At 49.0% G+C, this 22,855-nt stretch carries 22 protein-coding genes and 1 pseudogene; 12 read left to right on the top strand and 11 right to left on the bottom strand.

The genetic code is table 11. The features are described from left to right. Positions 1–5 precede the first annotated feature (5 nt). Both ACYQ2L_RS10770 and ACYQ2L_RS10765 read left to right on the top strand, forming a co-directional pair. A complete protein-coding gene (locus tag ACYQ2L_RS10770; RefSeq protein ID WP_460055273.1) occupies positions 6–941 on the top strand; it encodes an aldo/keto reductase in 936 nt (311 codons plus the stop codon). A 287-nt stretch (positions 942–1,228) separates the two neighbouring features. Then, positions 1,229–2,449: an MFS transporter gene (locus tag ACYQ2L_RS10765; protein ID WP_460055270.1), complete on the top strand. Its 1,221-nt coding sequence runs from the start codon at positions 1,229–1,231 to the stop codon at positions 2,447–2,449. Positions 2,450–2,559: 110 nt separating this feature from the next. Here ACYQ2L_RS10765 and ACYQ2L_RS10760 read toward each other — a convergent pair whose 3' ends face one another. Beyond that, a complete protein-coding gene (locus tag ACYQ2L_RS10760) occupies positions 2,560–2,976 on the bottom strand; it encodes a hypothetical protein (RefSeq protein ID WP_460055268.1) in 417 nt (138 codons plus the stop codon). A gap of 316 nt (positions 2,977–3,292) precedes the next feature. On the opposite strand from ACYQ2L_RS10760, the gene ACYQ2L_RS10755 reads away from it, so the two are divergent. From ACYQ2L_RS10755 to ACYQ2L_RS10735, 5 genes are all read left to right on the top strand, one after another. Next, positions 3,293–4,135 carry a class I SAM-dependent methyltransferase gene (locus tag ACYQ2L_RS10755; protein WP_460055266.1) on the top strand — a complete coding sequence of 281 codons (843 nt, stop codon included), beginning with the start codon at positions 3,293–3,295 and terminating at the stop codon, positions 4,133–4,135. 447 nt (positions 4,136–4,582) lie between these two features. Beyond that, positions 4,583–5,074 (top strand): hypothetical protein, encoded by a 492-nt coding sequence (locus ACYQ2L_RS10750; RefSeq protein ID WP_460055263.1) that lies wholly within the window; start codon positions 4,583–4,585, stop codon positions 5,072–5,074. 105 nt (positions 5,075–5,179) lie between these two features. Beyond that, positions 5,180–5,842 (top strand): fimbria/pilus periplasmic chaperone, encoded by a 663-nt coding sequence (locus tag ACYQ2L_RS10745; RefSeq protein ID WP_460055260.1) that lies wholly within the window; start codon positions 5,180–5,182, stop codon positions 5,840–5,842. Continuing rightward, positions 5,817–8,342, top strand: a complete 2,526-nt coding sequence (locus ACYQ2L_RS10740) for a fimbria/pilus outer membrane usher protein (protein ID WP_460055258.1) — start codon at positions 5,817–5,819, stop codon at positions 8,340–8,342. Before ACYQ2L_RS10745 ends, ACYQ2L_RS10740 begins: the two co-directional genes overlap by 26 nt. Before the next feature lie 4 nt (positions 8,343–8,346). Further along, positions 8,347–9,267, top strand: a complete 921-nt coding sequence (locus ACYQ2L_RS10735; protein WP_460055256.1) for a hypothetical protein — start codon at positions 8,347–8,349, stop codon at positions 9,265–9,267. A gap of 321 nt (positions 9,268–9,588) precedes the next feature. Here the strand turns inward: ACYQ2L_RS10735 and ACYQ2L_RS10730 are convergent, their stop codons facing one another. The 3 genes from ACYQ2L_RS10730 to ACYQ2L_RS10720 are packed head-to-tail and all read right to left on the bottom strand — an operon-like array spanning position 9,589 to position 11,151. Next, positions 9,589–10,560, bottom strand: coding sequence for a HipA domain-containing protein (locus ACYQ2L_RS10730; protein WP_460055254.1), 972 nt, complete (start codon positions 10,558–10,560; stop codon positions 9,589–9,591). Then, a complete protein-coding gene (locus tag ACYQ2L_RS10725; protein WP_460055250.1) occupies positions 10,557–10,892 on the bottom strand; it encodes a HipA N-terminal domain-containing protein in 336 nt (111 codons plus the stop codon). Before ACYQ2L_RS10725 ends, ACYQ2L_RS10730 begins: the two co-directional genes overlap by 4 nt. Next, a complete protein-coding gene (locus ACYQ2L_RS10720; protein ID WP_460055248.1) occupies positions 10,885–11,151 on the bottom strand; it encodes a helix-turn-helix transcriptional regulator in 267 nt (88 codons plus the stop codon). The genes ACYQ2L_RS10725 and ACYQ2L_RS10720 overlap by 8 nt, the downstream gene beginning before the upstream one ends. Before the next feature lie 153 nt (positions 11,152–11,304). On the opposite strand from ACYQ2L_RS10720, the gene ACYQ2L_RS10715 reads away from it, so the two are divergent. Continuing rightward, entirely contained in the window at positions 11,305–12,810 is a 1,506-nt protein-coding gene (locus ACYQ2L_RS10715) for a cryptochrome/photolyase family protein (protein WP_460055246.1), read from the top strand. Between the two features lie 101 nt (positions 12,811–12,911). On the opposite strand, the gene ACYQ2L_RS10710 is transcribed toward ACYQ2L_RS10715, so the two are convergent. The 3 genes from ACYQ2L_RS10710 to ACYQ2L_RS10700 all read right to left on the bottom strand — a co-directional run bounded on the left by ACYQ2L_RS10710 (position 12,912) and on the right by ACYQ2L_RS10700 (position 16,678). Beyond that, complete coding sequence (locus tag ACYQ2L_RS10710; protein WP_460055243.1) at positions 12,912–13,757, bottom strand: ice-binding family protein; 846 nt, start codon at positions 13,755–13,757, stop codon at positions 12,912–12,914. A gap of 129 nt (positions 13,758–13,886) precedes the next feature. Then, a complete protein-coding gene (locus tag ACYQ2L_RS10705) occupies positions 13,887–16,034 on the bottom strand; it encodes a penicillin acylase family protein (protein WP_460055240.1) in 2,148 nt (715 codons plus the stop codon). A 2-nt stretch (positions 16,035–16,036) separates the two neighbouring features. Further along, positions 16,037–16,678 carry a DUF975 family protein gene (locus tag ACYQ2L_RS10700; protein ID WP_460055237.1) on the bottom strand — a complete coding sequence of 214 codons (642 nt, stop codon included), beginning with the start codon at positions 16,676–16,678 and terminating at the stop codon, positions 16,037–16,039. Between the two features lie 223 nt (positions 16,679–16,901). On the opposite strand from ACYQ2L_RS10700, the gene ACYQ2L_RS10695 reads away from it, so the two are divergent. Together ACYQ2L_RS10695 and ACYQ2L_RS10690 are read left to right on the top strand one after the other, a co-directional pair. Beyond that, complete coding sequence (locus ACYQ2L_RS10695; RefSeq protein WP_460055234.1) at positions 16,902–17,660, top strand: SGNH/GDSL hydrolase family protein; 759 nt, start codon at positions 16,902–16,904, stop codon at positions 17,658–17,660. A 93-nt stretch (positions 17,661–17,753) separates the two neighbouring features. After that, the gene (locus tag ACYQ2L_RS10690; RefSeq protein WP_460055232.1) at positions 17,754–18,308 is read left to right on the top strand and encodes a hypothetical protein; all 555 of its coding nucleotides are present in this window, start codon (positions 17,754–17,756) and stop codon (positions 18,306–18,308) included. A 98-nt stretch (positions 18,309–18,406) separates the two neighbouring features. On the opposite strand, the gene ACYQ2L_RS10685 is transcribed toward ACYQ2L_RS10690, so the two are convergent. The 4 genes and pseudogenes from ACYQ2L_RS10685 to ACYQ2L_RS10670 form a co-directional block, all read right to left on the bottom strand. Continuing rightward, positions 18,407–18,541 carry a hypothetical protein gene (locus ACYQ2L_RS10685; protein WP_460055230.1) on the bottom strand — a complete coding sequence of 45 codons (135 nt, stop codon included), beginning with the start codon at positions 18,539–18,541 and terminating at the stop codon, positions 18,407–18,409. A 240-nt stretch (positions 18,542–18,781) separates the two neighbouring features. Next, a complete protein-coding gene (locus ACYQ2L_RS10680) occupies positions 18,782–19,279 on the bottom strand; it encodes a helicase-related protein (RefSeq protein WP_460055668.1) in 498 nt (165 codons plus the stop codon). 198 nt (positions 19,280–19,477) lie between these two features. After that, positions 19,478–21,205: pseudogene (locus ACYQ2L_RS10675) on the bottom strand (TOTE conflict system archaeo-eukaryotic primase domain-containing protein); the annotation flags it as partial. A gap of 142 nt (positions 21,206–21,347) precedes the next feature. Continuing rightward, positions 21,348–21,617, bottom strand: coding sequence for a hypothetical protein (locus ACYQ2L_RS10670; RefSeq protein ID WP_460055228.1), 270 nt, complete (start codon positions 21,615–21,617; stop codon positions 21,348–21,350). Positions 21,618–21,818: 201 nt separating this feature from the next. Between ACYQ2L_RS10670 and ACYQ2L_RS10665 the strand changes: the two genes are divergently transcribed. Beyond that, positions 21,819–22,079 carry a type II toxin-antitoxin system RelE family toxin gene (locus ACYQ2L_RS10665; protein ID WP_460055226.1) on the top strand — a complete coding sequence of 87 codons (261 nt, stop codon included), beginning with the start codon at positions 21,819–21,821 and terminating at the stop codon, positions 22,077–22,079. Beyond that, entirely contained in the window at positions 22,076–22,294 is a 219-nt protein-coding gene (locus ACYQ2L_RS10660; RefSeq protein ID WP_460055224.1) for a DUF6290 family protein, read from the top strand. Before ACYQ2L_RS10665 ends, ACYQ2L_RS10660 begins: the two co-directional genes overlap by 4 nt. Positions 22,295–22,855 lie beyond the last annotated feature (561 nt).

The following is a 22,855-nucleotide window of genomic DNA, read 5'->3' as shown; positions in this document are numbered from 1 at the left end:
ACAACATGGAAACAAAAACCTACGCGGACACCGGAAAACGGGTATCACGGCTCGGATTCGGGGCATGGCAGCTGGGAAACCGCAACAGCCAGGAATGGGGCGATCCTGATCAGGATCCAGTCAGACTGGTGCATGCTGCCATTGATGCCGGCATTAATTTTTTTGACACCGCTCCCAATTACGGACAGGGCGCTTCCACCGATGTCCTCGGCAAGGCCCTGAAAGGGCGCAGACATGAGGTGATCATCAACAGTAAATTCGGTCATTCACCCAGCGGCACCAGCTTCGCACCGGAAGATCTCCACCCCTCGATAGAAGACAGCCTCCGCCGACTCAAGACTGATTATATCGATTCTCTGCTCCTGCACAATCCAGATTATGCGCTCTGCGAGGGCAGTCACCCGATTCATGAGGAACTGGAAAAAATGAAGCAGGAAGGAAAAATTCTGAGCTACGGAGCCTCAATCGATGAAAGCCAGCCTATTCTGCAGCTGGTCAGAAGCTCAAAAGCCTCAGCCGTCATGCCGCTGTATAACATATTTTTTCAGGAATGCAGCAAGGCATTTGCCGAAGCAGCTGAAGCCGGCTATGCAGTAATCATAAAAGTCCCGTTGGATTCAGGCTGGCTGACCGGCAAATACAGTGATGAGAGCCGCTTCAAGGATATACGCTCGCGCTGGACAGAAGATGTAATCTCACGCCGGGCCGCACTCGCGGCTGAACTGAAAGACATAATCGGCGATGAATTCAGCCTTCACCAGGCCGCCCTGGCTTTCATTCTGGCTGCTGATGAGGTCAGTACTGTCATACCCGGGATTAAAAACGAGGCACAGCTAGAATCGAATATTTCTGCAGCCGGCACAAAACTACCTGAAGATCTGGTCAGAAAAATCAAGGATTTCTATACGCGCATGATAGAGCCGGATCCACTGCCCTGGTAATCGCCGGCATCCGGCAGCAGCAATTAAAGATGTGCGCCTGTACATGAGAGCTTATTTTGTAAAAGATCAAAAATCTCTATGTCTTGTGTGAGTATCTAGGTCAACATGGCAGATCTGCCATGTTGGTGTAGCAACTTCCAAGTCACTTAGAGATTTTTGACATGTGGACACATGGTATTGTGCTATATTCTAGCGCACATCTTGAATTGCTGCTGCCGGCTGCCGGATGCTTGACAACGGCCCCCTTCCACCTTGCGACCGCAATCTGGTATAATGCCTGTAATCCTATGAAAAACTACATATTATTCTTGCGTTCTCATCTGCGGAAAGTCGGTTTCGGCTTTTCATTTACATTCTTTTCCAGTTTAGGCCAGACATTTCTTATCTCGCTGTACGTGCCCTACATTCTGGAGGAACTGTCCTTATCCAACAGCCTGTTCGGAACTATGTACGCCGCGGCAACGGTTACATCCTCGGTACTGCTGATCAACTTTGGTTCCAGAATCGATTACCGCCCGCTGAAGTCATATGTCTACCGCACCCTCATTATTCTCGCTGCCGCCTCACTGGCGCTCGGATTGATTCATTCTCCAATTCTGCTGCCGCTCGCACTCCTGGGCCTGCGCTTTGCCGGCCAGGGACTCATGAGCCATATAAGCCAGACCGTGATCGGTCGCTCCTTTGACAGTAATCGGGGGAAAGCGCTCAGTCTTTCATCATTGGGCTATGCCACCGGAGAGATGATTTTTCCTGTTGTCATTACCATGCTCATTCCACTGGTCGGCTGGCGGACAAGCCTGGCAATGAACGGTGCTATACTGATTGCGGTTATGCTTCCTTTACTGCGCTTCCTGCCCATGGACGAACTGGACACAGCCGGGAAAAATAAGGGGAACGCAAACGGAGGCAGCAAAGCTTCACGTTCACACTGGGGCGTCGTACGCCAGCAAGAATTCTGGTCCCTGATGCCGGTACTGATAGTACTGAGCGCTACAACAACCGGTGTTTTCTTCTACCAGATCGTCATGGCTGAGTCCCGTGGCTGGAACCTTGAACTGTACAGTGTGCTCTTTTCCGGCTATGCCTTTACCAGGTTTCTCTTCGGATTATTCGGCGGCAGCCTTGTGGATAGATTCTCTGCACGGCGGCTGTTCTCGCTGCATCTACTGCCGCTTATAACAGGACTTATATTTCTGGCACTCAGCCAGGGCACCTGGGGTGCCGCAGTTTTCCTGTTTCTGGCAGGAATATCTATTGGCTGCAGCAGCCCGATCAAGTCAGCTGTAATTGCCGAAATTCACGGTGTTGCCAATCTGGGAGGAATCAGAAGCGTCTATACCGCATTTGCAGTGTTCGGCACAGCTATGGGACCTATGCTCTTCGGGTTCATGCTCGATAGCGGATTCAGTTTCGCGGCTATTTTTCTCAGCGCCGCTGTTCTATTGAGCATTGCTCTACTGCCGACCTTTCGAAGCATTGCGGTTCCGGAATACAGCCGAATTGCATAGATCAGTACCGCGACACAGTCAGATAGGATTCTGTAATTTTCCTGAAAAAAGCTGCCTGAACATCAGATCAGGCAGCTTACTACTGTTCAAACCGAACAGTTCAACCAGTATTACTCAGCGTCCACTACCATTTTCAGTACGGCGTTACTGCTACTTTCAGGCCAGTTCTGGAGAACCACCTCAAGGTTAGGTGGCGATTGTCTGGTTGTAAACTGAATAGCAGACTCACCACTGCGCCGGATAGTTCCAGCTTCTTCATTGAAATCATACTCATAGGTGAATTCCCAGGTTTCATACATGTGAGGCATCCATCCGCCCAATATATATGCAGAAGTACCCAGTTTCAATGTACCGGTAGTACCGGTTTCAAAATCGAGGTGTATATCGAAGTCAAGCAATCCTGCTGCAGTTTTATAGTTTGCTTCAAATTCAAAGCCTTCCAGAGCACCAAACCACAAATTGCCACAACTAATAATCCCTATAAGAAGGAACACGGAAACCAGAGCATAAGCACATTTCTTTAACATAAGCATCTCCTGTAAAATAATCTCTACAGGTAGTATTAGCTTCATATCCTTAATTCAATCTTAAATCCAGGAAATTTATGAATACTGAGCTTTTTGCAAAATTACATTTTGCATGAGCATTCGCAAGATTATAAATTCTCAAGTTGTTTACATAAACCAACTTGAGAATTCGCTACTGATGCGAGGAGGAAATTGCAGGTAATTTTGTAATTTCCTCTACTCAATAAATCTGTGCGGTAGGTGTTGTCCTGGGCTGATATAGGTTGGGCTATGCCGTCCGCAGCGCATGGTATATCTTGTCTAAAAAGGACACAGCATGGACAGAAAGTTTATTACCGATTCCAACAGACAGGCATGGGACGAAGTTATGCCCCTGCACCGTAAAGCAGCAGGTAAACGGCTGGACACAGTATTTTCCCAGCCGGGATACAGCATATTAACGGAGCGAGAAACAGAACTCCATGCGCGCTTTGGGCTGCAGGGAGCCGCAATCGCCCACGTAGCCTGCAACAACGGCCAGGAACTCATGTCCCTGAAAAATCTTGGCGCGGATAGATGCGTCGGTTTCGACATATCCACCCATGCAATCCAGGAAGCCATCGACCGGGCAGCAAACTGCGGAATTCCAGTCGAGTTTGTCTGTACCGATGTATACGACATTGATGCAAGCTGGAATGGGTGTTTTGATAAGGTCTATATAAGTGTAGGCTGCCTTGGCTGGATGCCAGACCTTCCGGAATTCTTCACGGTCTGTAAAAACCTGCTGAAGCAGGGCGGACATATATTCATTCATGAGATTCACCCCATAGCTGAAGCCCTGCCCTGCGACGGCTCTGCCGAATCTGAGTTCGGTACAGGGGTACAGAATGCGCCTGGACCCGTTATCGTCCTGGCTGACCGCTACTTCCGGAACGATCCCTGTGTGGATCAGGGGGGTCTGGATTATGTGGGAGGCACGGATTATGAATCGACTACAAAGCAGTATTGGTTCGTCCACACCATGAGCGCGATTCTCAACAGTCTGAAACAGGCAGGCTTCCAGTTTGAATTCATGGAGGAATATCCCGAAGATATCTCAGCAGGCCGGATGGATCTGCAGAAGGCGGATGTCGGACTGCCACTGAGCTGGATTCTGGTGGGTAAACTCAATACTCGTTAGACAATGGTGCCATTTTCGTACTACACAAGAATTCCTGAGTAGTTAGAAAAACCCACAAAACTATTGAGCTTTTTGCAAAATTACATTTTGCATGAGCATTCGCAAGACTATAAATTCTCAAGTTGTTTACATAAAACAACTTGAGAATTCGCTACTAATGCGAGGAGGAAATTGCACGTAATTTTGCAATTTCCTCTATTCTATAAGTGTTTTTCCTGCTGAACCGGGGTCGGCCTACCCAGCTGCTCACGAAACTATGCCCCCATCAATCCCAGATATGGCCTGACGCCTCCAAGTTTATTAGAGATTTTTGACATGTGATCACTTCGCATTGTCCTTTATTATGGCACACATCTTGCGTTGCTGTCGGCAGCTGACCAAATTTGATTAAGACTAGTAATTATGTTATGTTTGTCACAATTAAAATGCGAACACAGGAGGTTCACAATGCATGTAATAAAGAAAATCACTCTATCTGCGATACTAGCGCTGCTTATAGCTGCGCCAACATTCGGACAGTGGAATGAAAGCGGTACATTGACAATTAACGGTAATATGCCGCTGATCACCGAACTGCGTATAGTAGACGAAAATGTACAGCTCACACTGGCGGAATCGGTCAGCGATGTGCTGCTGGCAACAATATTCGAACGCAGCAACAGTCAGACAGGATATACAGTCAGCCTTTCTTCAGCCAACAACGGTATTCTTGAACACGAAGCCGGTCAGGGAAGCCTGATTTACGAACTCACTTATGGCGGGAGCCAGGTTGATCTCAGCGGTGGAGCTGTAAATGTTACCACAAATGGCGACAGGACCCCTGCACAGGGTCTGGAACGTGAGCTGCTGTTGAGCCATTCCGGAGGTGGGGTTGAGGGTGATTTCCTGCCAGAAGGCAGCTATATCGACACTCTGACATTCGAAATTTCGGCTCAGTAGACCATGCAAAGCTTTAGGCTACAGCGGGGTGAGTGCCACGGCACTCGTCCCGTTTTCGTGCTGGCCTTACTACTCATTGTAGCAGGCTCGGCTCACAGTTTTACAATGCAACCGATATCCCAGACATTCGAGCCTCAAGGCAGCGGCTCATCGCGTAGCTTCCAGCTTCACAATCCCGGCAACACCGAGATTGCTGTCGAGCTATCTATGCTGACGCGGGAGCTGCAGCCGGACGGAACAGAAATCCGGGAACCAGCTGACGATCTGTTCAGCGTTTTCCCGAGTAGACTGATCCTCGAAGCAAATGAGCGGCGGACTGTGCGTGTACGCTGGACGGGCCCGGAAAGCATTACCCGGGAGCAATCCTACCGCCTGCTGGCAGAACAGCTGCCAATCAGTTTTGAAGAACAGGAGACTACTCAGGGCGGAGTAATAAACATATCATTTCGCTATCTGGCGGCAATTTACATTACACCGCGGGGGGCAAAACCCGATGTGCAGATATCGATCGAATCTGGTCCTGATCAGCTCGGTGAACCAGAAATCATTATCCGTCTGGAAAACCTCGGTACGGCTCATCAACTACTGAATGGTCTTGAAATTACGGTGCAACTTCAGGATGGCTCACGCCTTGTTTTTTCTTCGAATGAGCTTGAAGGACTGGCGCAGCATAATCTGCTGGCTGGCACCTACCGTCGCTACCGACTTGAATTGCCCGACGGCAGTACTGCGGGAGCACAAAATGTTGAGTTCAGTCTTTCGAACTAGAACAAGCACAATCCAGCTGCTCATCCTTATCCTCATTCTGAATACCGCTAATGAGGCATCGAGCCCTGTCTACGCCCAGTCCCCAAAAGATCTTCACGATCTTCAGGAAGTCTATGTACCGCTGGTGCTGAACCAGCAGCTACATGATGATGTGCTTGTACTCATTGATCCTGAATCCATGGACCTCCGCAAAATTCATACTGATGCATTTGAAATCATACGCAGTGCACTACGACCAGAGCTTATTGACGCAATCCTGTCATCCGCGGTGCAGCATAAGGGCAATATGTTTGTCAGCATAGAGACGGCTGCAAAAGAAGGAATCATCATCGTCCTTGATCAGCAGGATTCCCTGGTAATCATTCGTCCTCAACCAGGCACAAACGTCTTGCAGGATTTGTCAGTACAAAAGCGCAATCAGCGGATTCCGGAAACACTGCAGCCAGGTAGCAAGCTCAGTATTTTCGCCAACATTGATGCTACACTTGAGTATCGCAGCTCAGATGCTTCTGCTTCCAACAGCCATAGACTGCCGGCAACAATCAGCGCTGACAGCGGCATTACTTTAGCTCCGGAACAAAATAATCACAATCATAATTTCTATGGCAGAGTTACCTACGCACATCATCTCGATCCTGCACTGAATCTTGATGATGCGAGATACAGACTCGATCTGCCTCATAATCTGATTAGCATGCAAATCGGGACAACAGCACTTCCACAATTCAGCCTGATCAGGGAACAAAGCATTCTGGGTGTTGTACTGGCACACAATGATGCACTGCAGCCCCTGCGGATTACCCGCAGTCTGGGTAGAAGCAGCATATATCTTGATTCACCGTCACGAGTGCGTATTTTTGTAAATAACCGCATGATTGATCAGTTACATCTACCTGCCGGCGAATTCGATATTCAGGACATTCCATTGCCGGCAGGGCAAAATACCATCCGACTTGAAATAAGCGACGATATGCAGCGCAGCGAGGTATTGCATATTGAGGCCCCGCATAACCCCAAGCTTCAGGTACCCGGCAGTAACCGCTACGCATTAGGTGGCGGAATTGCAGAAAATAATCCCGAACACTGGCAGATCGCAGCTTATATGCAGCGCGGCATGCATGAAAAATGGACCGCTGGATTCGGAGCGACCATAGCATCAGGTGAAATCCTTGCTGCGTTTTCTTCAATACACAGCACAGCACTGGGGAATTTCAACCTCGATCTGGCCGGGTATATGGAAGCTGTAGATGAGGCAATTACATATGGAAGTATGGCACAACTGGAGTATCAGCTGCTGTTCCCCGAGCGGAATACCTCCCCCCGTATTCTGGCCGGCGCCCGAATTCAGGGGCCACGTATAAGGACCCCCAGCGAACGTCCCAATCAGGGCAATCGCGACGCTGTATCTTTGTACACCACTATTGCCCAATCCTTGACCCGAAATACGGGAATTACCGGCACTCTACGTGGGAATCTTCGTCGTGATCCAGCTGAAAGCTCTGCCCAGGCTATACTGACTTTAGGGCATTATCTTGAACGAGGAGCCAATCTGCTTATGAGAGGATCCGTGGAACTGTTTGAAAGCTCAGACCCCAGAGGACAGCTGAGCATCAGCTACTCATATACCCCGGATCAATCCTCGCGTAGACCCGCTGCCTCAATCAGCCATGACATGATCGAACCCCGGACCAGCATCTCCTTGAGCAGCAATGTATACCAACAGGCCGGCACCCTGCTTTCTGCCACTGGTGCAGTTCAGAATATAAACATGCAGGATCCCTCAGTTGATGGTTATTCGCCAGCAAGCGGTAGCGCAGCTCTCCGCCTCAGCACACCGGTGTTCGAATCCAGCCTGCGGGGCAGTCACGATTTCAATCGGGGGGACGCAACAGGGCGCAGTAATCTCGCTGCACGAGCCGCAGTCGGACTGCTGTATGCCGATGGAGCAGCCACATTATCCCGACCTAACAGGGACGCCTTTGTCATTGTAGTACCACACCCACTTTTCAGGGATTTCGATGTAGGACTCCGGAGCGAACGAGGAAGTGCGGTTGCACGATTGTATCCCTGGGGTTCCGGCGGCATTGCCAACTTAAAGTCATATGCCTATCACACGCTTGCAGCCGAGGTATCCGAACTTCCGGAGGGATATTCCCTTGGTGTTGATCGGTTTCATATCAATCCAGGGTTTCAGCAGGGCACAAGGATTGTTGTCGGCAGTGATGCTAACCTCACCGTCGCTCTCCAGCTGCAGACAGCTGAGGGCCATGCGCTGCCTCTGGCTGCTGGATGGCTGTATGCTGAACAGGATAAACTGGAAGAAAAGGATGAACAGGAAGAGCGCGTCCGGTTCTTTTCCAATCGGGATGGAACGGTCGAGTTATATGGCCTGCGTCACGGCAGCTACCGCCTGGTGCTGCTGGATGGCCGCAGTGGAAACTTCGAAATTCCCCCTGATACGGCAGGACGCATTCAGCTGGATGCAGTCAAAATGGAGTAGAACTATGTATATACACAACAAATATCTTCGAAACGCTACGGTAATACTACTGATGCTGCTGTCCACCGGAGCCGTATGGCCATTCACCCTGCAATTTCAGGGCAACCCGGGCCAACCGATTAACGAAACATACAGTCTGACGGGAATAGTCGAAGTAAGCCGCACCGCCAGAATCAGACACCGAGGCGCAGCAGTCGAATATTTTTTCACCCTCAATGCCGGGCAGAACGCAGGAGGGAGTCACCATAACCGCAATGCGGTTCACGAAGACAGCGGCAGCCCACTGTACTACGAGGCCCTTGATGCCAACGGAGAACTGATCACTGACAGCAATGGTATAGCCGGGTTCTTTGATCAAAGCAACCGCTGGCAGACCATCGACGTGATCTATACAATACGCTTTAATCCCGGACAGTTTCCCGAAGCAGGACGCTTTGAAGATACCATCCAGCTCCAGCTGTACAGCGGGGATTCGGCAAATGCCCCCCTCATAGACAGCCATGACCTGCGGATACGCATTACTATGGATGAAGTTATCGACATGGAAATCCTCGAAAGCGGCGCCCCCTACAGCAGCGGCAGCAGCAATTATGAACTGAACTACGATGAATTACTGCCCGGCTTCCAACGCAGCGCAGATCTGGGTGTTCTGGCCAACACCAGCTTCAATGTAACTCTTCAGAGTCAGTATGGTGGAGTGCTGATTGACCAAGTCAGCGGTGATTCGGTTCCGTACCAGTTCAGCTTCGACGGAACAGTACTTCAGCTTACAGCCGGAGGAAATATAAGCGCCGCCGCCGGAGAACCACCAACCGGAGCGAACGGGCGCAGGTTCCCCATGGACATTGAGATTCTGCCATACAATGAGTTGCCCGCAGCCGGGACCTACCAGGATCTGATCAGTATTACAATCGAAGGGAACTAAAAATATCAGGCCGCATGACAGGGCGTGCCCCCGCCTCTGGCGGGGTCGGGCTATGCGGAGCTGCGCGCCCGAAGGGCGCTCCGGCCTGCGAGCTGCCGGCAATGGCCAAACGAGACAGCACGACACTGCAGCCCGCAGGCTGCTTCGCACTCCTCCTATCCCTCACGCAAGAGAAAGGAAAAGCGCAGATCATATCCAAAATCTCTAACCGATCTGGAAACAACTAGACCAACATGGCAGATCTGCCATGTTGGTCTAGTAACTCCCACAAGACTTTGACATTTTTAACTTTTCAATGTCGTTTTAGTCAAATCACATAGATCAGAAGCGCAGTGCAGCAAGACGGGACGCTGCAAGTTTCATGAGCGCCTGCTGCTGCTGTTCGGACAGGAGCGAGCGGGATACTGTTCCGGCAATAATATCCCCGGATGCTGCCATACGCTGCAGCAGCTTATGGGCGGCACGGGGAGCAACCCCTGCCCGCTCCGCAAATATCAGCCAGTCGGAGACTCGCAGATTGCGCTTGCGTCCGTTCAAGGTCAGCGCGCATTCCTCCGGATCTTCCGGAATAACCAGTGCGGTTGACAGCAGGTCATAGGCTGGCGTCAGCTGAAGCCGGCCATCCCGCGGGGCATACAGGGCAAAGTTTTTAAGATGCATATCGGCATTTCCGACGACATAGCAGAACAACAGCAGCTCATACAGGCGCACCACATCAATTCCTGGCTGGCAGGAATACTGAGCCAGAAGCTTTGCCAGCCGATCATAGCTGCCCTTGTATTTGTCCTCAGTCAGACGGCCACTGATCTGGGCAAAGTCCTCCATAGCAAGCTTATGATGCTCACGGTCGCGGTCAAAACGTTTGACGATATAGCAGAGTTCACCACTATCCAGGGGGATCAAACCGCTGGCTGCAGTCGGAATTTTCAGCTCACGGGCCAGCTGCATAATGAGCGCTTCATTTTCCGGCAGCTGTGGATACTCATCGCTGGGAGGCTTGAGTATATAACGCCCCCAGAGACCCACAATCGTCAATCGATCATTGGGGCGCGGATGATCCGGATGCTGCCAGTCCAGTGAGAGCTTGCGCTGTACCCCCGGCACAGTAATCGAACTGCGGACCACCTGCACGCCGATATGTTCGATATCATCCAGTGCAAAACCCAACTGAGGAGCATGAGCAGTACCGAACAACTCAACTGCGCAGCGACGATGATAACCGTAATCCGGAAAATCAGCACAGCGCGGATCACTGCCGCGTAAATCCCTGAAACAGCATAGACAGCGACTCATGATGAAGCCTCGGAATCAGTATCCGGCAGCACCCGCACAGCCCCGATGCAGTCACTGCAGGTCGTCAGAAGCAGACCCATCCGGTCGCGCACATTCAGCTTCCAGTTACGTTCCACGAGCGTCAGCAGCCATCCCTCAGGAATCAGACCATCGAAGAAAGGGAAAAAGGTCTGAGTGCTAAAGGGTTCTTCCTGCAGCGGAAAATGCACACTGACAGGCTGTGCCTCCGGGTGCTGTACATACCCGGCATCATAAACAAAACAGTAGCCATGCTCGGTCTCCTCCAGCGTACCCGCACGCAATTCCCGGAAAAACACCACCCCCCTACGCATCTGGCTCCTCCTGATCAATCTGGACTGACTGAGCTGTCGACGAAGTCGACTCAATCCGCACAGGACCGGCCTCATAGCCGAACATATACAGCAGCTGATTCAGGGTATCCAGCCTGAGACTGGGTTTGCCCTGCTCCAGATCCCGCACGAAGCGCAAACCTACCCCCGCCCGCAGAGCCAGATCAGCCTGCGTCAAGCCCAGACGCTTACGCTCTGTTTTGACGAGTATTGAAAATCGGTTGGATTCGCTCGTTTTCATAACACTATTATATACCCGTACGGGTATAGATGCAAACGAGAAAATGACAATATACCTTTTCGGGTATAAAATAGCGCGCTATACACGCGCTATACCAGATCGGGTATAAAGCAATAGCTGGCCAGCACGTCTCCAAAGCAGTATTTTACAGACATGAGTAGTGCATCGCTTATCTATCCGCATCAATTAATTGACCCGTTGCGTAATCCGGTACTTGAGCGTAGCCGGCCGGTTTATATGATCGAGGAGCCACTGCTGCTTACCTACAACCCGGCACATCGCCAGCGACTGTTGCTGAACAGGCTGTCCATGCAGACCTACGCACGTGAACTGCGCGAACTCGGATTTGAGGTACACTACATCGACCTGCGGAGCATTGAATCAGCGGCAGAGGTCTGGCAGCATTTAGCCGATGATGGTATACGCAGCATGCACGTGGCCGATACCAGTGATAATTATCTCGAGAAAGCCTTCACGGCAGCTGCCCGGACGCATGGCATTGAGCGCATATGGTACGAAAGTCCGCTGTTTCTCCTGCCCCGCGCTGAATCAATACAGCGATACCTCGACTCAAAACGGCACATGGCCCGATTCTATCAACAACTTCGCAGGGACTGGCGCATTCTTGTATCCGAGGACGGGCTCCCGCTGGGAGATGCCTGGAGCTTTGATCAGGCGAACCGAAAGAAACTCCCGAAAGACATACACCTGCCGCCCGACATTCAGGCTCACAGCAGCCAGGGAGAATCTTCAGCCGAAAGCCAGGCAATTGAGGATGCCCTCAGCTGGCTTTCACAGATCGGCGGAGAGCAATACGGAGAAGCCGAAGTCTGGATCGGCTGGACACGCACAACAGCCCGACAAGCGCTCGACAGTTTTTTGACTGAACGCTTTGCAGATTTCGGGGCCTACGAGGACGCATTGACCAGCAGACATACACGCGTATTTCATTCAAGCCTGTCACCACTGATCAACATTGGACTGCTGCAGCCCCGGGAAGTACTCGATGCCGCTATTGCGCATGCCGACCGCGTCGGCATACCTATAAACTCGCTTGAAGGTTTTGTACGGCAAATACTGGGATGGAGGGAGTTTATGCGCGCCGCCTACGAACAGGATGGATGCACAATGCGGAGCAGCAATACATTCGGACACAGCCGCCAGCTCCCACCTGCATTCTGGACAGGTCGCACCGGCATTCCTCCAATCGACCTGGCTGTAAAGAACGCCCTGCAGTACGGCTACAACCATCATATCGAACGGCTGATGGTACATGGAAATTTTATGCTACTGACAGAAACCGATCCCAACGAAGTCTACCGCTGGTTTATGGGCATGTACCTTGACGCTTATGATTGGGTAATGGTGCCCAATGTTTATGGCATGAGCCAGTTCGCTGACGGCGGTCTTTTTGCAACAAAACCATATATCAGCGGCAGCAACTACCTGCGCAAAATGTCTGACTACCCCAGCGGCCCCTGGGAGGAAACCTGGACAGCCCTGTACTGGCACTTCATTCACCGCCACCGCAGGCTGTTCGAATCAAACCACCGTATGGCAATGATGCCCCGCATGCTCGACAAAATGAAGGCGACCACCCGCGCTGCACACCTGCAGCGGGCAGTAGAATTCCTGTCTGCAGCTCCGGATGTATCCTGAAAATCCCCAGCTACTGTACTACTACCCTTCGCTGGATAAAGAAAAGACCGCGAAGATTAATATCTTCGCGGCCATATACAGCAAGGGAAAAACTGATCGATCTAGGGCTGAGTAACTGCGTTGGCATCAAGCGTAACAGCAGTCTGTGCGAACAAACGCCCGTTCACTGACGCCCCGGTATTCAGTGAGATATCGGATCCGGTCATAAGTGTACCTGCGAAAGCTGCGGTAGTACCGATCGCCGCATTGGTACCAACCTGCCACACAATGTTCTCAGCCAGCGCACCGCCGGCAAGGGTAACCTGAACACCGTTTGCAACGGTCAAATCTTCAGCAATCTGGAAAATCCAGGTAGCAGTACTCGAACCATGAAGCGTCACATCTGTAGAAATTGCAACTCCGGTACCCCATTTATAGAGCCCCGGCTCAATAGTCAAGCCGCCGATCTCACCAGAACCAAGATTGTTTACATCCGGATCGGACAAACCTGCCACAGTGGTGTATGCAGACTGCATATCGCCAATAGCTGCTGTCAGCTCGGTTGGAGTAGGCTCGGTCATACCAGCTGCATAAATTTTTCCGGTCACATACGATGAAGTCGCAAATGTGCCATCTATATCCAGTGTAGGTGAAAACCCTTCGGTATCCGAAAGAGATTCAGGACTGATGCCAAGGTCCCCAGTGATTGCTGTGGTTCCAGTGGTTGTGATCGCACTCTTTGCCAGGATCACATAATTGCCAGCTGAATTCAGGTTTACAGCAGCAGGGCCCCCATCGCTACCAGGACCGAGATCGGTCTCTCCGTTTTCTTCACTCACCCCATTTCCAGAGTCACCATTCCCGGTATCATCACCGTTTTCCGAAACGACACCCTGACAACCGGCCATTGTAATAATTCCAGCTATCATGGTCATAAAAATCAGCCAACGTGTTTTTCTTATATTCATTCTTGTCTCCTCTGTTCCAAAGGTAGACTTTTGCATTCCCGCAGTCTGTACGCTACCGCACATACACCTATTGACGCTGATGGCAAGATAATCCTGATAATGGGATTCTTCTTTGGCGACTGGATTAAACTATGTAGTCTTCAGCTTTCCCTGAAGGTAAAGATCCAGACCCTTGAGGTACAAGGAAGAGAAACGTCGGTCGCTGATTCCTCCGGCAAGATTCGTATGCACCGTATCCGACTGCATATCTGTTATGAGCCGAAGAGATGGGCAGAACGAAGTATCCATGCCGCCGCTGCGGTAGAACTGCCCCTGATTAACCGTAGCCCGTGAGCCCGGAAAATGAACCGGCCCATGATCAAAACCCAGCCACGATGGCAGCACCGAGCCGAACAGCACATGCCGCATGACCGACCTCCGGAACTTCTGCATCTGTATTGGCGGCTGCGACAGGGATTCACGCAGGGCTTGCCGTATCCAGTCCCGACGCTCCTCCTCAGAACACCAGGACGAGCTTTCAGCCAGAATCACCGCATCAAAATGCCCGTGAAGGGTTACAAACAAGCCGGACTCATCCCAGAGATGAGAAAAGACATCCCCGCCCATCTGCCGGGTAAAAAACATATATTCAATAATCCTGCAATAAAATCGTTCGAAGTACACCGCCCCGACAGATTCCGGTGAGTAGCAGCAGTTCCAGTCCCGGAGATGGACCGCGTTAGGATGATCCGGCAACAGAGGCAGAATATGCTTCATAAAAGCCTCAGCCTGCAGCGAGTAGAGATCAAGCTGGATAGTCCGCATGGTCTCCACGGAATAATCTTCCGCCTGCTGCAGCAGCTGCTCGATACGATCAGCGCGGTATGAAGGCATCGGAGCGCTTTGAAGAGTCGTCTTGTATCCAGCCGTCAGATTATTGTTGGCCGTTACAATCCGGCCCGCGCTGCTGCTGCAGCTGAGCGGCATATCCTCAGCTGGAAGGAAGCTCATAGGCTCCGTATTCCAGGCCGGATGCGGAATCAAACCCGAGTTCCCCGGATCCCGCTGTATAGCCCTTCCCGTCATACGGTAACCGATTGTCCCCTGAGTATCCGCAAAGGCCCAGCAGAAGGAAGGGGACTCCAGTTTCCGGTAGATATCCAGACCTTCTTCTGTAGTGCGTGCATGGAAAATATCCACAACAGCCTCAGTCTCTCCGCCGCCAACATGCTTCGCTGCAGAATAGCCCAGACTGAGATAATATCCGTCGGACAGATTGTTTTCATTGAATCCTTCCAGAAGACCATGATCGCTCTCCCAGTATGTTCTGACAACAGGATCCTGTTTGCGGACAGCAATAGTCTCACTGCGCTGATGCAACGGCAACCAGTCGTCACCGCGACGCACACAGCAGTCACGAACCTCCTCTATGCGGTACTCAAGCATATCCAGGAATGAATAGGTTGGCCCCCAGGCAAGATCCGGACTACGGCCCACAATCGCCCCGATCAGACCCGGAATCGAAAACCCCTTGAAACAACGGCCATCGGATTCCAGAACGATCTCCTGCCAGATCGCCGGCAGCCGGGTCACATGCAGATGCGGATCGTTGGCAAGTAATGCCGATCCCTTTCCATCCGACACAACCCAGTTGTTGCTCGCCGAGAACGAAGGCACATACCAGGCGATCTCAGGCGGGACCGGAGATGGTCCCAGCCGGATCGACTGAATCAGCTCAAGATCAATCTCCTCGCTAATCCGTGGAAACAGCTCCTTCACCTGCTGCGGCGAGACCCCGTTCTGCAGCATCTGGATAATAAATCGCTTCGTCTGTATATGCGTATCCGTCAAGCCGATAAACCCGAAGCCGTTGAGAATACTCAGAACATCAGCAGAGGAAAAATCCTCGATCTGAACACCAGCCAGACGCCACTCCCAGCGAGGTTTATTACTGGAAAACCAGGCATTACAGCCCTCGGTAAAAGCCTCCAGGGCAGCACGGGCATCTGGCCGCATAGCCGAAAGCTGTTCATCGGGATCAGGAAGAAAAGGAAAACTGCGGATATACTCATCCACCGGAATCAGATCCTTCCCGAGAAACTCAGCCGCACGACCGGTAAAGATAATCTTCAGCATATGAGCCTGCAGCTGACGGTCGCACATCTGCACCCAACCCTGGCCATAATACATAGCCAGATCGTTCGGCGCAGAAACCACTGGAACACCATGCTGGTTTCTGTACAGAGTAATCGTGCCGTAGGGAGACGCCAACTGCTTCGGCCGTTTGCTTATTCTCATTTTCAGGCAGCAGGCTCGCCTGAGTCAGTACGATTCAGGGACAGCAACTCGCGGTATATGTGTATACTCGCCAGAACAGAAACAGGCATTGTAACCAGCAAACCAATCCCAAGCGCCAGAAATCCGGCAATATTCAGCAATACCAGGATAATCGTAAACAAGAACAGATTGCCCTTATGGCCCCTGGTCATAGCGGCACTGGTTTTCAAGGCCGTAATGGGCTCAATCTTCTGATCAATCACCAGGTAGTCACACATAAACAGCATCAACATCAGAATAATTCCCGGGATAATCAGCAAAACAAACCCAAGACCGACAATTACCCCGTACAGCAGGGAAACCAGAAAAACCGGCAGGAATAAATCATAATGCTGATACAGATCAGCAAACTCAGGTGTCTCACCATCCAGGAACTTGAGGGCAATCTTGGTAATCCCGATTGAAACAACTAAGGTTATCACAATACCCAACAATGATAACAACAGCGACAGAACCCCTGATCCCTGAAATAACCAACCGCTGATCACATCTGGGGCCCATACTGCAATGCCTCCAACAATAAAAACCCCAATCAGAAATCCAGCATTCGCCTTGAATGTCTCCCAGCCGAACTGCAGAGCCTTACCCTTCGAAAAAGTTTCCATACCCTTCCTCCTTTTTTATACCAATTGTAACTCTCGTTCATCTGGTATGGACAAAGCAAGCAGGTTTTCAGTTTATTTATTAAATTTCCGGCATTACAGGCGGACGCTCCTGAACTCGCGATATTGCTTCGCAAACCGTGGGTGAATATATTGATACTGTCCTGCCTGTTTTTTGACTTTTCATGAGCTTTTTGTGAAATTACATTTTATCCAGGAGAATTCCATGCGTACATGCAGTTCTGCAGCCTGCCACAGTATGAAACCCGTCGGTAGACAACTCACCATACTGATCGTAATGGTAGCGCTGGCAGGCCTACTGGCAGTCCTCACTGCCTGCGCCTCTCCGACAGCCGATGAGGAAGCTACCCCATCGGTCACGCAGCCCTTTCTGCTTGCTCTTGGTGACAGTTATACCATTGGCTCCGGGACAGCTTTCGAGGACGCCTTCCCCCGACAGACAGCCGAACTTCTACCCGGGGTTGATCGAGCTGAGATTATTGCCACAATAGGCTGGACTACCGACAAGCTGCTGACAGCCACACAGTCGGCCGCGTACAGGTACCAGGAGCCCGAGTTCGTCACGCTTTTAATAGGGGTGAACAATCAGTTTCAGCAGCGAGATTTCTCCCTCTATCAGGAACAATTTCTCGCACTGCTGGACATGGCCCTGGGATTTGTGGACAAGGACCCGACCAGAGTAGTGGTCCTCTCAATACCGGATTACCGCTATACACCCTACGGGCAAAGGAGAAATCTCGGGGAATCAGTCAGCCAGGAAATCGATGCCTACAATAACTTTGCCCGCTATAGCAGCGAAGAAGCCGGCATGCGCTTTCTTGACATTACCGAACTCAGCCGCCAGGGGCTCGAACGTCCGGAGCTGGTTGCCAGTGACGGTCTGCACCTCTCCGCCATCGCGTATGCCGAGATTGCCCGGCGTATTAGTGACTGGCATCTTGGTAATAAGAAAACGGCACCATAAAATACCAGGCATGCTGACTCATTATGAGGCGCTAATGTTAAATTTGGGTAAACTCAGGCAGACGAAGTGCGCACATAGTCATATCATATGACTATGAAGTTTGATTTTGATGCGGATAAAAATGAAATTCTTTTTCAAACAAGAGGAATTACTTTTTATCAGATCATCGAGACCATAGCTGAGAGCGGGGTACTGCTGAATATTCCCCATCCAAATCGTGATCAATATCCGAATCAATGGATGTTTGTGATCAAGCATAATCAATACACATACTGTGTACCGTACGTGATAGATAGTGATACATATTTTTTGAAAACTATTTTCCGAGTCGAAAATATATGTATCTCCTTTCTGACCAGGAGCAAGATAATGAATCCTAAATACTTAGATAATGAAGAAAAAGAATTGATCGAAGCATTTGAAAATGTGAACTCTTCGGAAGTGTTTAAACCTTCTGAAGAGGATCAAAAGAAATTTAGAAATGCCGCAAAGGAATTTATCACCTCAGAGAAGAAAATGAATATACGGATTGATCCGTATGAATTAGAAAAAATCAAGGAAAGAGCAGCGCGCGAGGGCTTACGATATCAAACATTCGTAAAAAGTGTTTTGCATAAATACATTACCGGGCAGTTAGTTGAGAAATAAAATCTCAATTCCGGAAGTTTATAACCGTTACTGACAACAAGAACGAGCACCGACCAGCAACTCTTTGAGCAGGCGCAAGGATCGGCAGCGGTTTCTACTCAAACCGCGAGAGATCCGCAGTGGCGATCGAAGGTTTCCGCCGGCAGTGCGAGCTGTAGCAGCTCGGTCATGCTGCCGGCATCTGAAAAATATGCGCGAAAAATCGAATCGTGGGGTCTGTGTTGTATATCCATACAGGCGGCTCCTGTATAGATATGCAACACAGATGTTCAAGATATATTTACTTCGCTGTTTTTTTTGGAACAGGACCCTCGGTCCATCTCTCCAGCCTCGGTAATTCCCACTGCATGACGGTCTGGATAGAGAGTCCCTCGCAGTCACCACAATCCAACCATCCTCGAGTTGCTTGGTGCTCCTTCCTTGACTCACCCGAGAAAAAAGTAAAACCATCTACTACCAGGACAATTTTGCATCTACTTGATCCATTTTGCAATCTTGTCGGTTTGGGTATATACAGGTTGATAACCTAATTTGCGATAGGTAGTCAAACGTTTTTTAAACATTGATATTGTCATACCCGAACAGGTATCGACATAATCGTACACTCTGATTTCTTTAGTGTCATGATTGTTCTGGCGGTGAAGTCGGCCGACATACTGAGTTAATCTTCCACGGAAAGAAATCGGCATTGATATAAGCAAAGTATCCAGATCAGGCATATCGAATCCCTCACCTATCAGTGAGCCTGTAGCGAACAAGCAGAACGGTGTCCCGTCTGCACCATAATCAGTCACCCGAGCTAATACATCTTTTCGTGCTCTCTTACCAAGGCCTCCTGTTAATATGAGGATTGGGCATTCAAAAAACTTGCCCAATAATTCAGATAGTATTGTTATATGCTCAACCCTATCCGAAATAATTACCGGAGATCTGTTTTCTTTCAGAAGGCTCTGGATATCCGAAACAATCATTGCGTTCCTATCTGAAGCATTTATCAAAAAATCCCAGATTTCATGAATATGATCCATTTTCCCGGGGTCTTCCGTCGGGGTTTCGCGAAAATACACAAGCCTCTGCTGTGAAGCCCTATGTATATCATCAAGCGTATACCCGACTGGTCCGCACTGCATATATACAATTGATTCATACCGATCTTTACGCTGTGGTGTCGCAGTCAGTCCAAGTACTGCTCGACATGCAATTTCCTTCAAAACGGGCTCAAATTTAACTGTCGGAACCCGGTGGCATTCGTCGACTATCAAAAAGTCATAGCCTGAGGTCAATTCACGAATATCTTCCATTCCAGATATTGATTGAAGCATTGCTATGTCTATTGTACCCTTCAGTTTCTTTCGACCGGCACCAAGCACTCCAATATCCTTTCGCGTTATCTCGGGTATAAATTTACAGATTGCCTGGATCCATTGATCTATCAGGGTGCTTCTGTGAACAAGCACAAGGGTCCGCATTTGTCGGGTCGCCAGGATGCTTAAGGCCATAACGGTTTTTCCGGTTCCTGTAGGGGCAACCAATACCGCGTAATCAAGTTTGAGCAAAGTCTGTACGGCATTCTTCTGGTCTTCTCCTAACTGTCCAGAAAAAGTAAGATCTGTATTTGAATTTTGGTTACGCTGATCATGGACCCGAGTGGTATAGCCAAGTTCCAGGAGTGCCTGCTCTATTTCTTTTATCAACCCTCTGGGCAAGTATAGATTCTCTATATCGTTCTCCCCACAGAATATATACTTGGGAATATTCCAGGTAGAAAATCTTAATCGCTGAGCCTCAAAAAACTTCGGATTTGCAATTGTAGCCAGCCGTTTTAATTTCTGTACAGCATGTGTAGACAATTCACCGAAGGAAACACTCACCTGTCCACTCAACGTAATCTGAACTTCACCGGTACACTGCTCTATTCCGGTATGTGTATACATACGCACAGTGTTATCTGATACTAGAAGCACATCATCCGGAATCGTCTTTGAACTGCCGTATAGATTTCTCGAGGAATATTCCACTAAAAGCTTATCAAGATCTGAAAGAGACAATCGGTGAATCTGTGACAGGTATTCCCATTGATCATACAGGGGTTCAAGCTCAGAATCGACAAATACACTCCGTCCCGCTTTTCGGTATCTTTTTTGCAGTGGCAGCGCAATAAGATTACCAAAACCTCCCTTAGGCAGATAATCCTGGTTCGGAAAAAAACGATCATAACTACCCAGGTCCAGACAATACCGGGCATCCATTGCCCTGCCGAGTATTACATCACCTATCTGCCGGGTTTTGTACGCTGGAACAGGCTGCCAGAAGAATATCCAGGCGTGGGCACCATTGCCGGATTTTGAAATCTCAATCGCCACCTCTATTCCCATAGAAGCAGCGGCATCGCGGTAGGCAGCTACATCCTCTCTTTAGCTATCCTTATCAAAGTCAGCTGCGAGGAAAACACATGCATCGTGCTCGTTTATCGCATACACACCGATAGCCTCCTGGCCCAACAAATGCTTCTCAACAGCGACTCTGTCAAACGGCAGGAAAGCAGCATTCCGACATGCACGACATTTTATCCGGGGCTTCTCACATATACCTGGACGCCACTCATTCGCACATACAGGACTGTACCCTGATTTACCGCTGGAAGTATTGCTCCAGAAACGTGGATATACATCTTCTCTGCAGCCAAAAAGTGTCAAAAAAAGCTGTATTTTTTCTTCTGGTGTTTCAGGAGTTGCGGTCAAGGCAGGCTGGCCGAAATAGCCGTTTGATATCTGTGGTTTCTGTATATCCTTCTGCAGCTGCGTTCGCTCAGCAATCAATTGCTTTCTGACTTCATCAATTCGAGACAATTCAGAAGCGATCTCTTCAAGTCGTCTATGTGGATCTGAATCCTTCATTCTTCGTATTATATGATATACTTGCAATGGCACACAAACTGTTATGCGAATGCTCTTGCAAAAACTCCGCAATGTTATAGATTTTCTGGACTTCCTTTAGCTATTCAATTGAACATTTCATCAATCAGATATCTACAAGCTATCACGTTGATGTGTTTTCAAACGCATATTCCCAGGAAGACATCAAATCATGGAGTGCCAAATTAATTTTCTTCTGAAATTCTGGACTATATTCCTCGAGATGATTTTTGAGAGCCGACAGTTCCGTTAACAGATCATCATATTCAGAATAATCCATTATCATCACTCTCTTGCCTTCCTGAATCTGTGTCGACAGCTCATCAGACATAATAGGAATAAGGTTTTCGAAAAATTCAGGTTCTATATTCTGCAATTGTATCTTAATCTTCATCTGTTCTCCTGTTAGTTCCTGAATGGTACAATTATTTGTTATTAACTACCATTCGTCAATCCTGGTCTTGTTCACTGGTTCGCAGGCTACTGCATACGCCAGCCCAATGGCTGCGCGTGCGCACTCCTCCTATCCTTCACGCGATAGGCAATATTTTCGAGATTTCTTGATAAAATTTACACCATGTATTACAATGTTTACATGATCAAATATGAAAATGCTGTTTTAAAGGCACATAAAAGAGGATTGCTTCCAAAGCACATATTTGAGCATATGCACCATGCTTTTCAATCACTAGAACTCACAAAAGATTTGACCCTATTTGATATTAAAAGATTGCAAGGATCTGAATTACGTGAGTATTTTAGATTAAGGAAAGGGAAATATCGAGCAATATTTTATTTCCAGGAAGATGATATTATCGTAGTAAAAATCTCCAAGAGGGAGGATGTGTATAAATGAGTGTTGTATCAATAAGACTGACTGAAGAAGAGGAAAAGATGCTTTTCTTTCTGACCGACTATTTAGAAAAAGATAAATCAACTGTAATAAAATCATCGTTGAATGATATGTATGAAGATATTATTGACAGGGAAGAGATAAAAAAATATGAAACCCTTGAAATGAAAGGAAAAGTAAAATTTCATTCATTTGAGGATATTATTAAAGAAACGTAACCAGATTGAAAATATTTCCGATAACAGCAAAATAGCTGGGTCCGCTTCGCTCCTGTATAGATATACAACACAGATGTTCAGATATATTGAACTCGAGAGGTGAACTGCGGCAATTTCCGGAAATCTCAGCTAAACTTCGCCACAGATCATATCAAAAATCTCTAACTGATCTGGAAACAATTACGCCAACATGGCAGATCTGCCATGTTGGTGAAGTAACTCCCACAAGACTTTGACATATTTACCTTTTCTACTTTCCTTCACGCAAAAGAAAGCTGTACAACAGATATAAAGCTCGATCAGTCTGAATCGTGGGGTGTGAATCAAGAGCAAGCCTCCGGTCTTCGCCAGTTCGTTGATCTTACGCAGCAGTAGATTGAAGTTGCAGCGTGCATACTTCATGGCAGTCATGAATATTGAATATCTCGTGCAAGTTCGGCAAGTTGCTAAAAGTCCGGCCCGAGAACAAAAAACGAGAAGGCTATGCAATTTGATTTGCAACCTGTTCATACTCCAGCTTCGTTAATGCACCAGACACCTTTGCATGCTCAATCGTCATAC

The sequence above is a fragment of the Spirochaeta dissipatitropha genome, from assembly GCF_054657935.1.
This window is presented reverse-complemented; position numbering and strand designations above follow the sequence as displayed.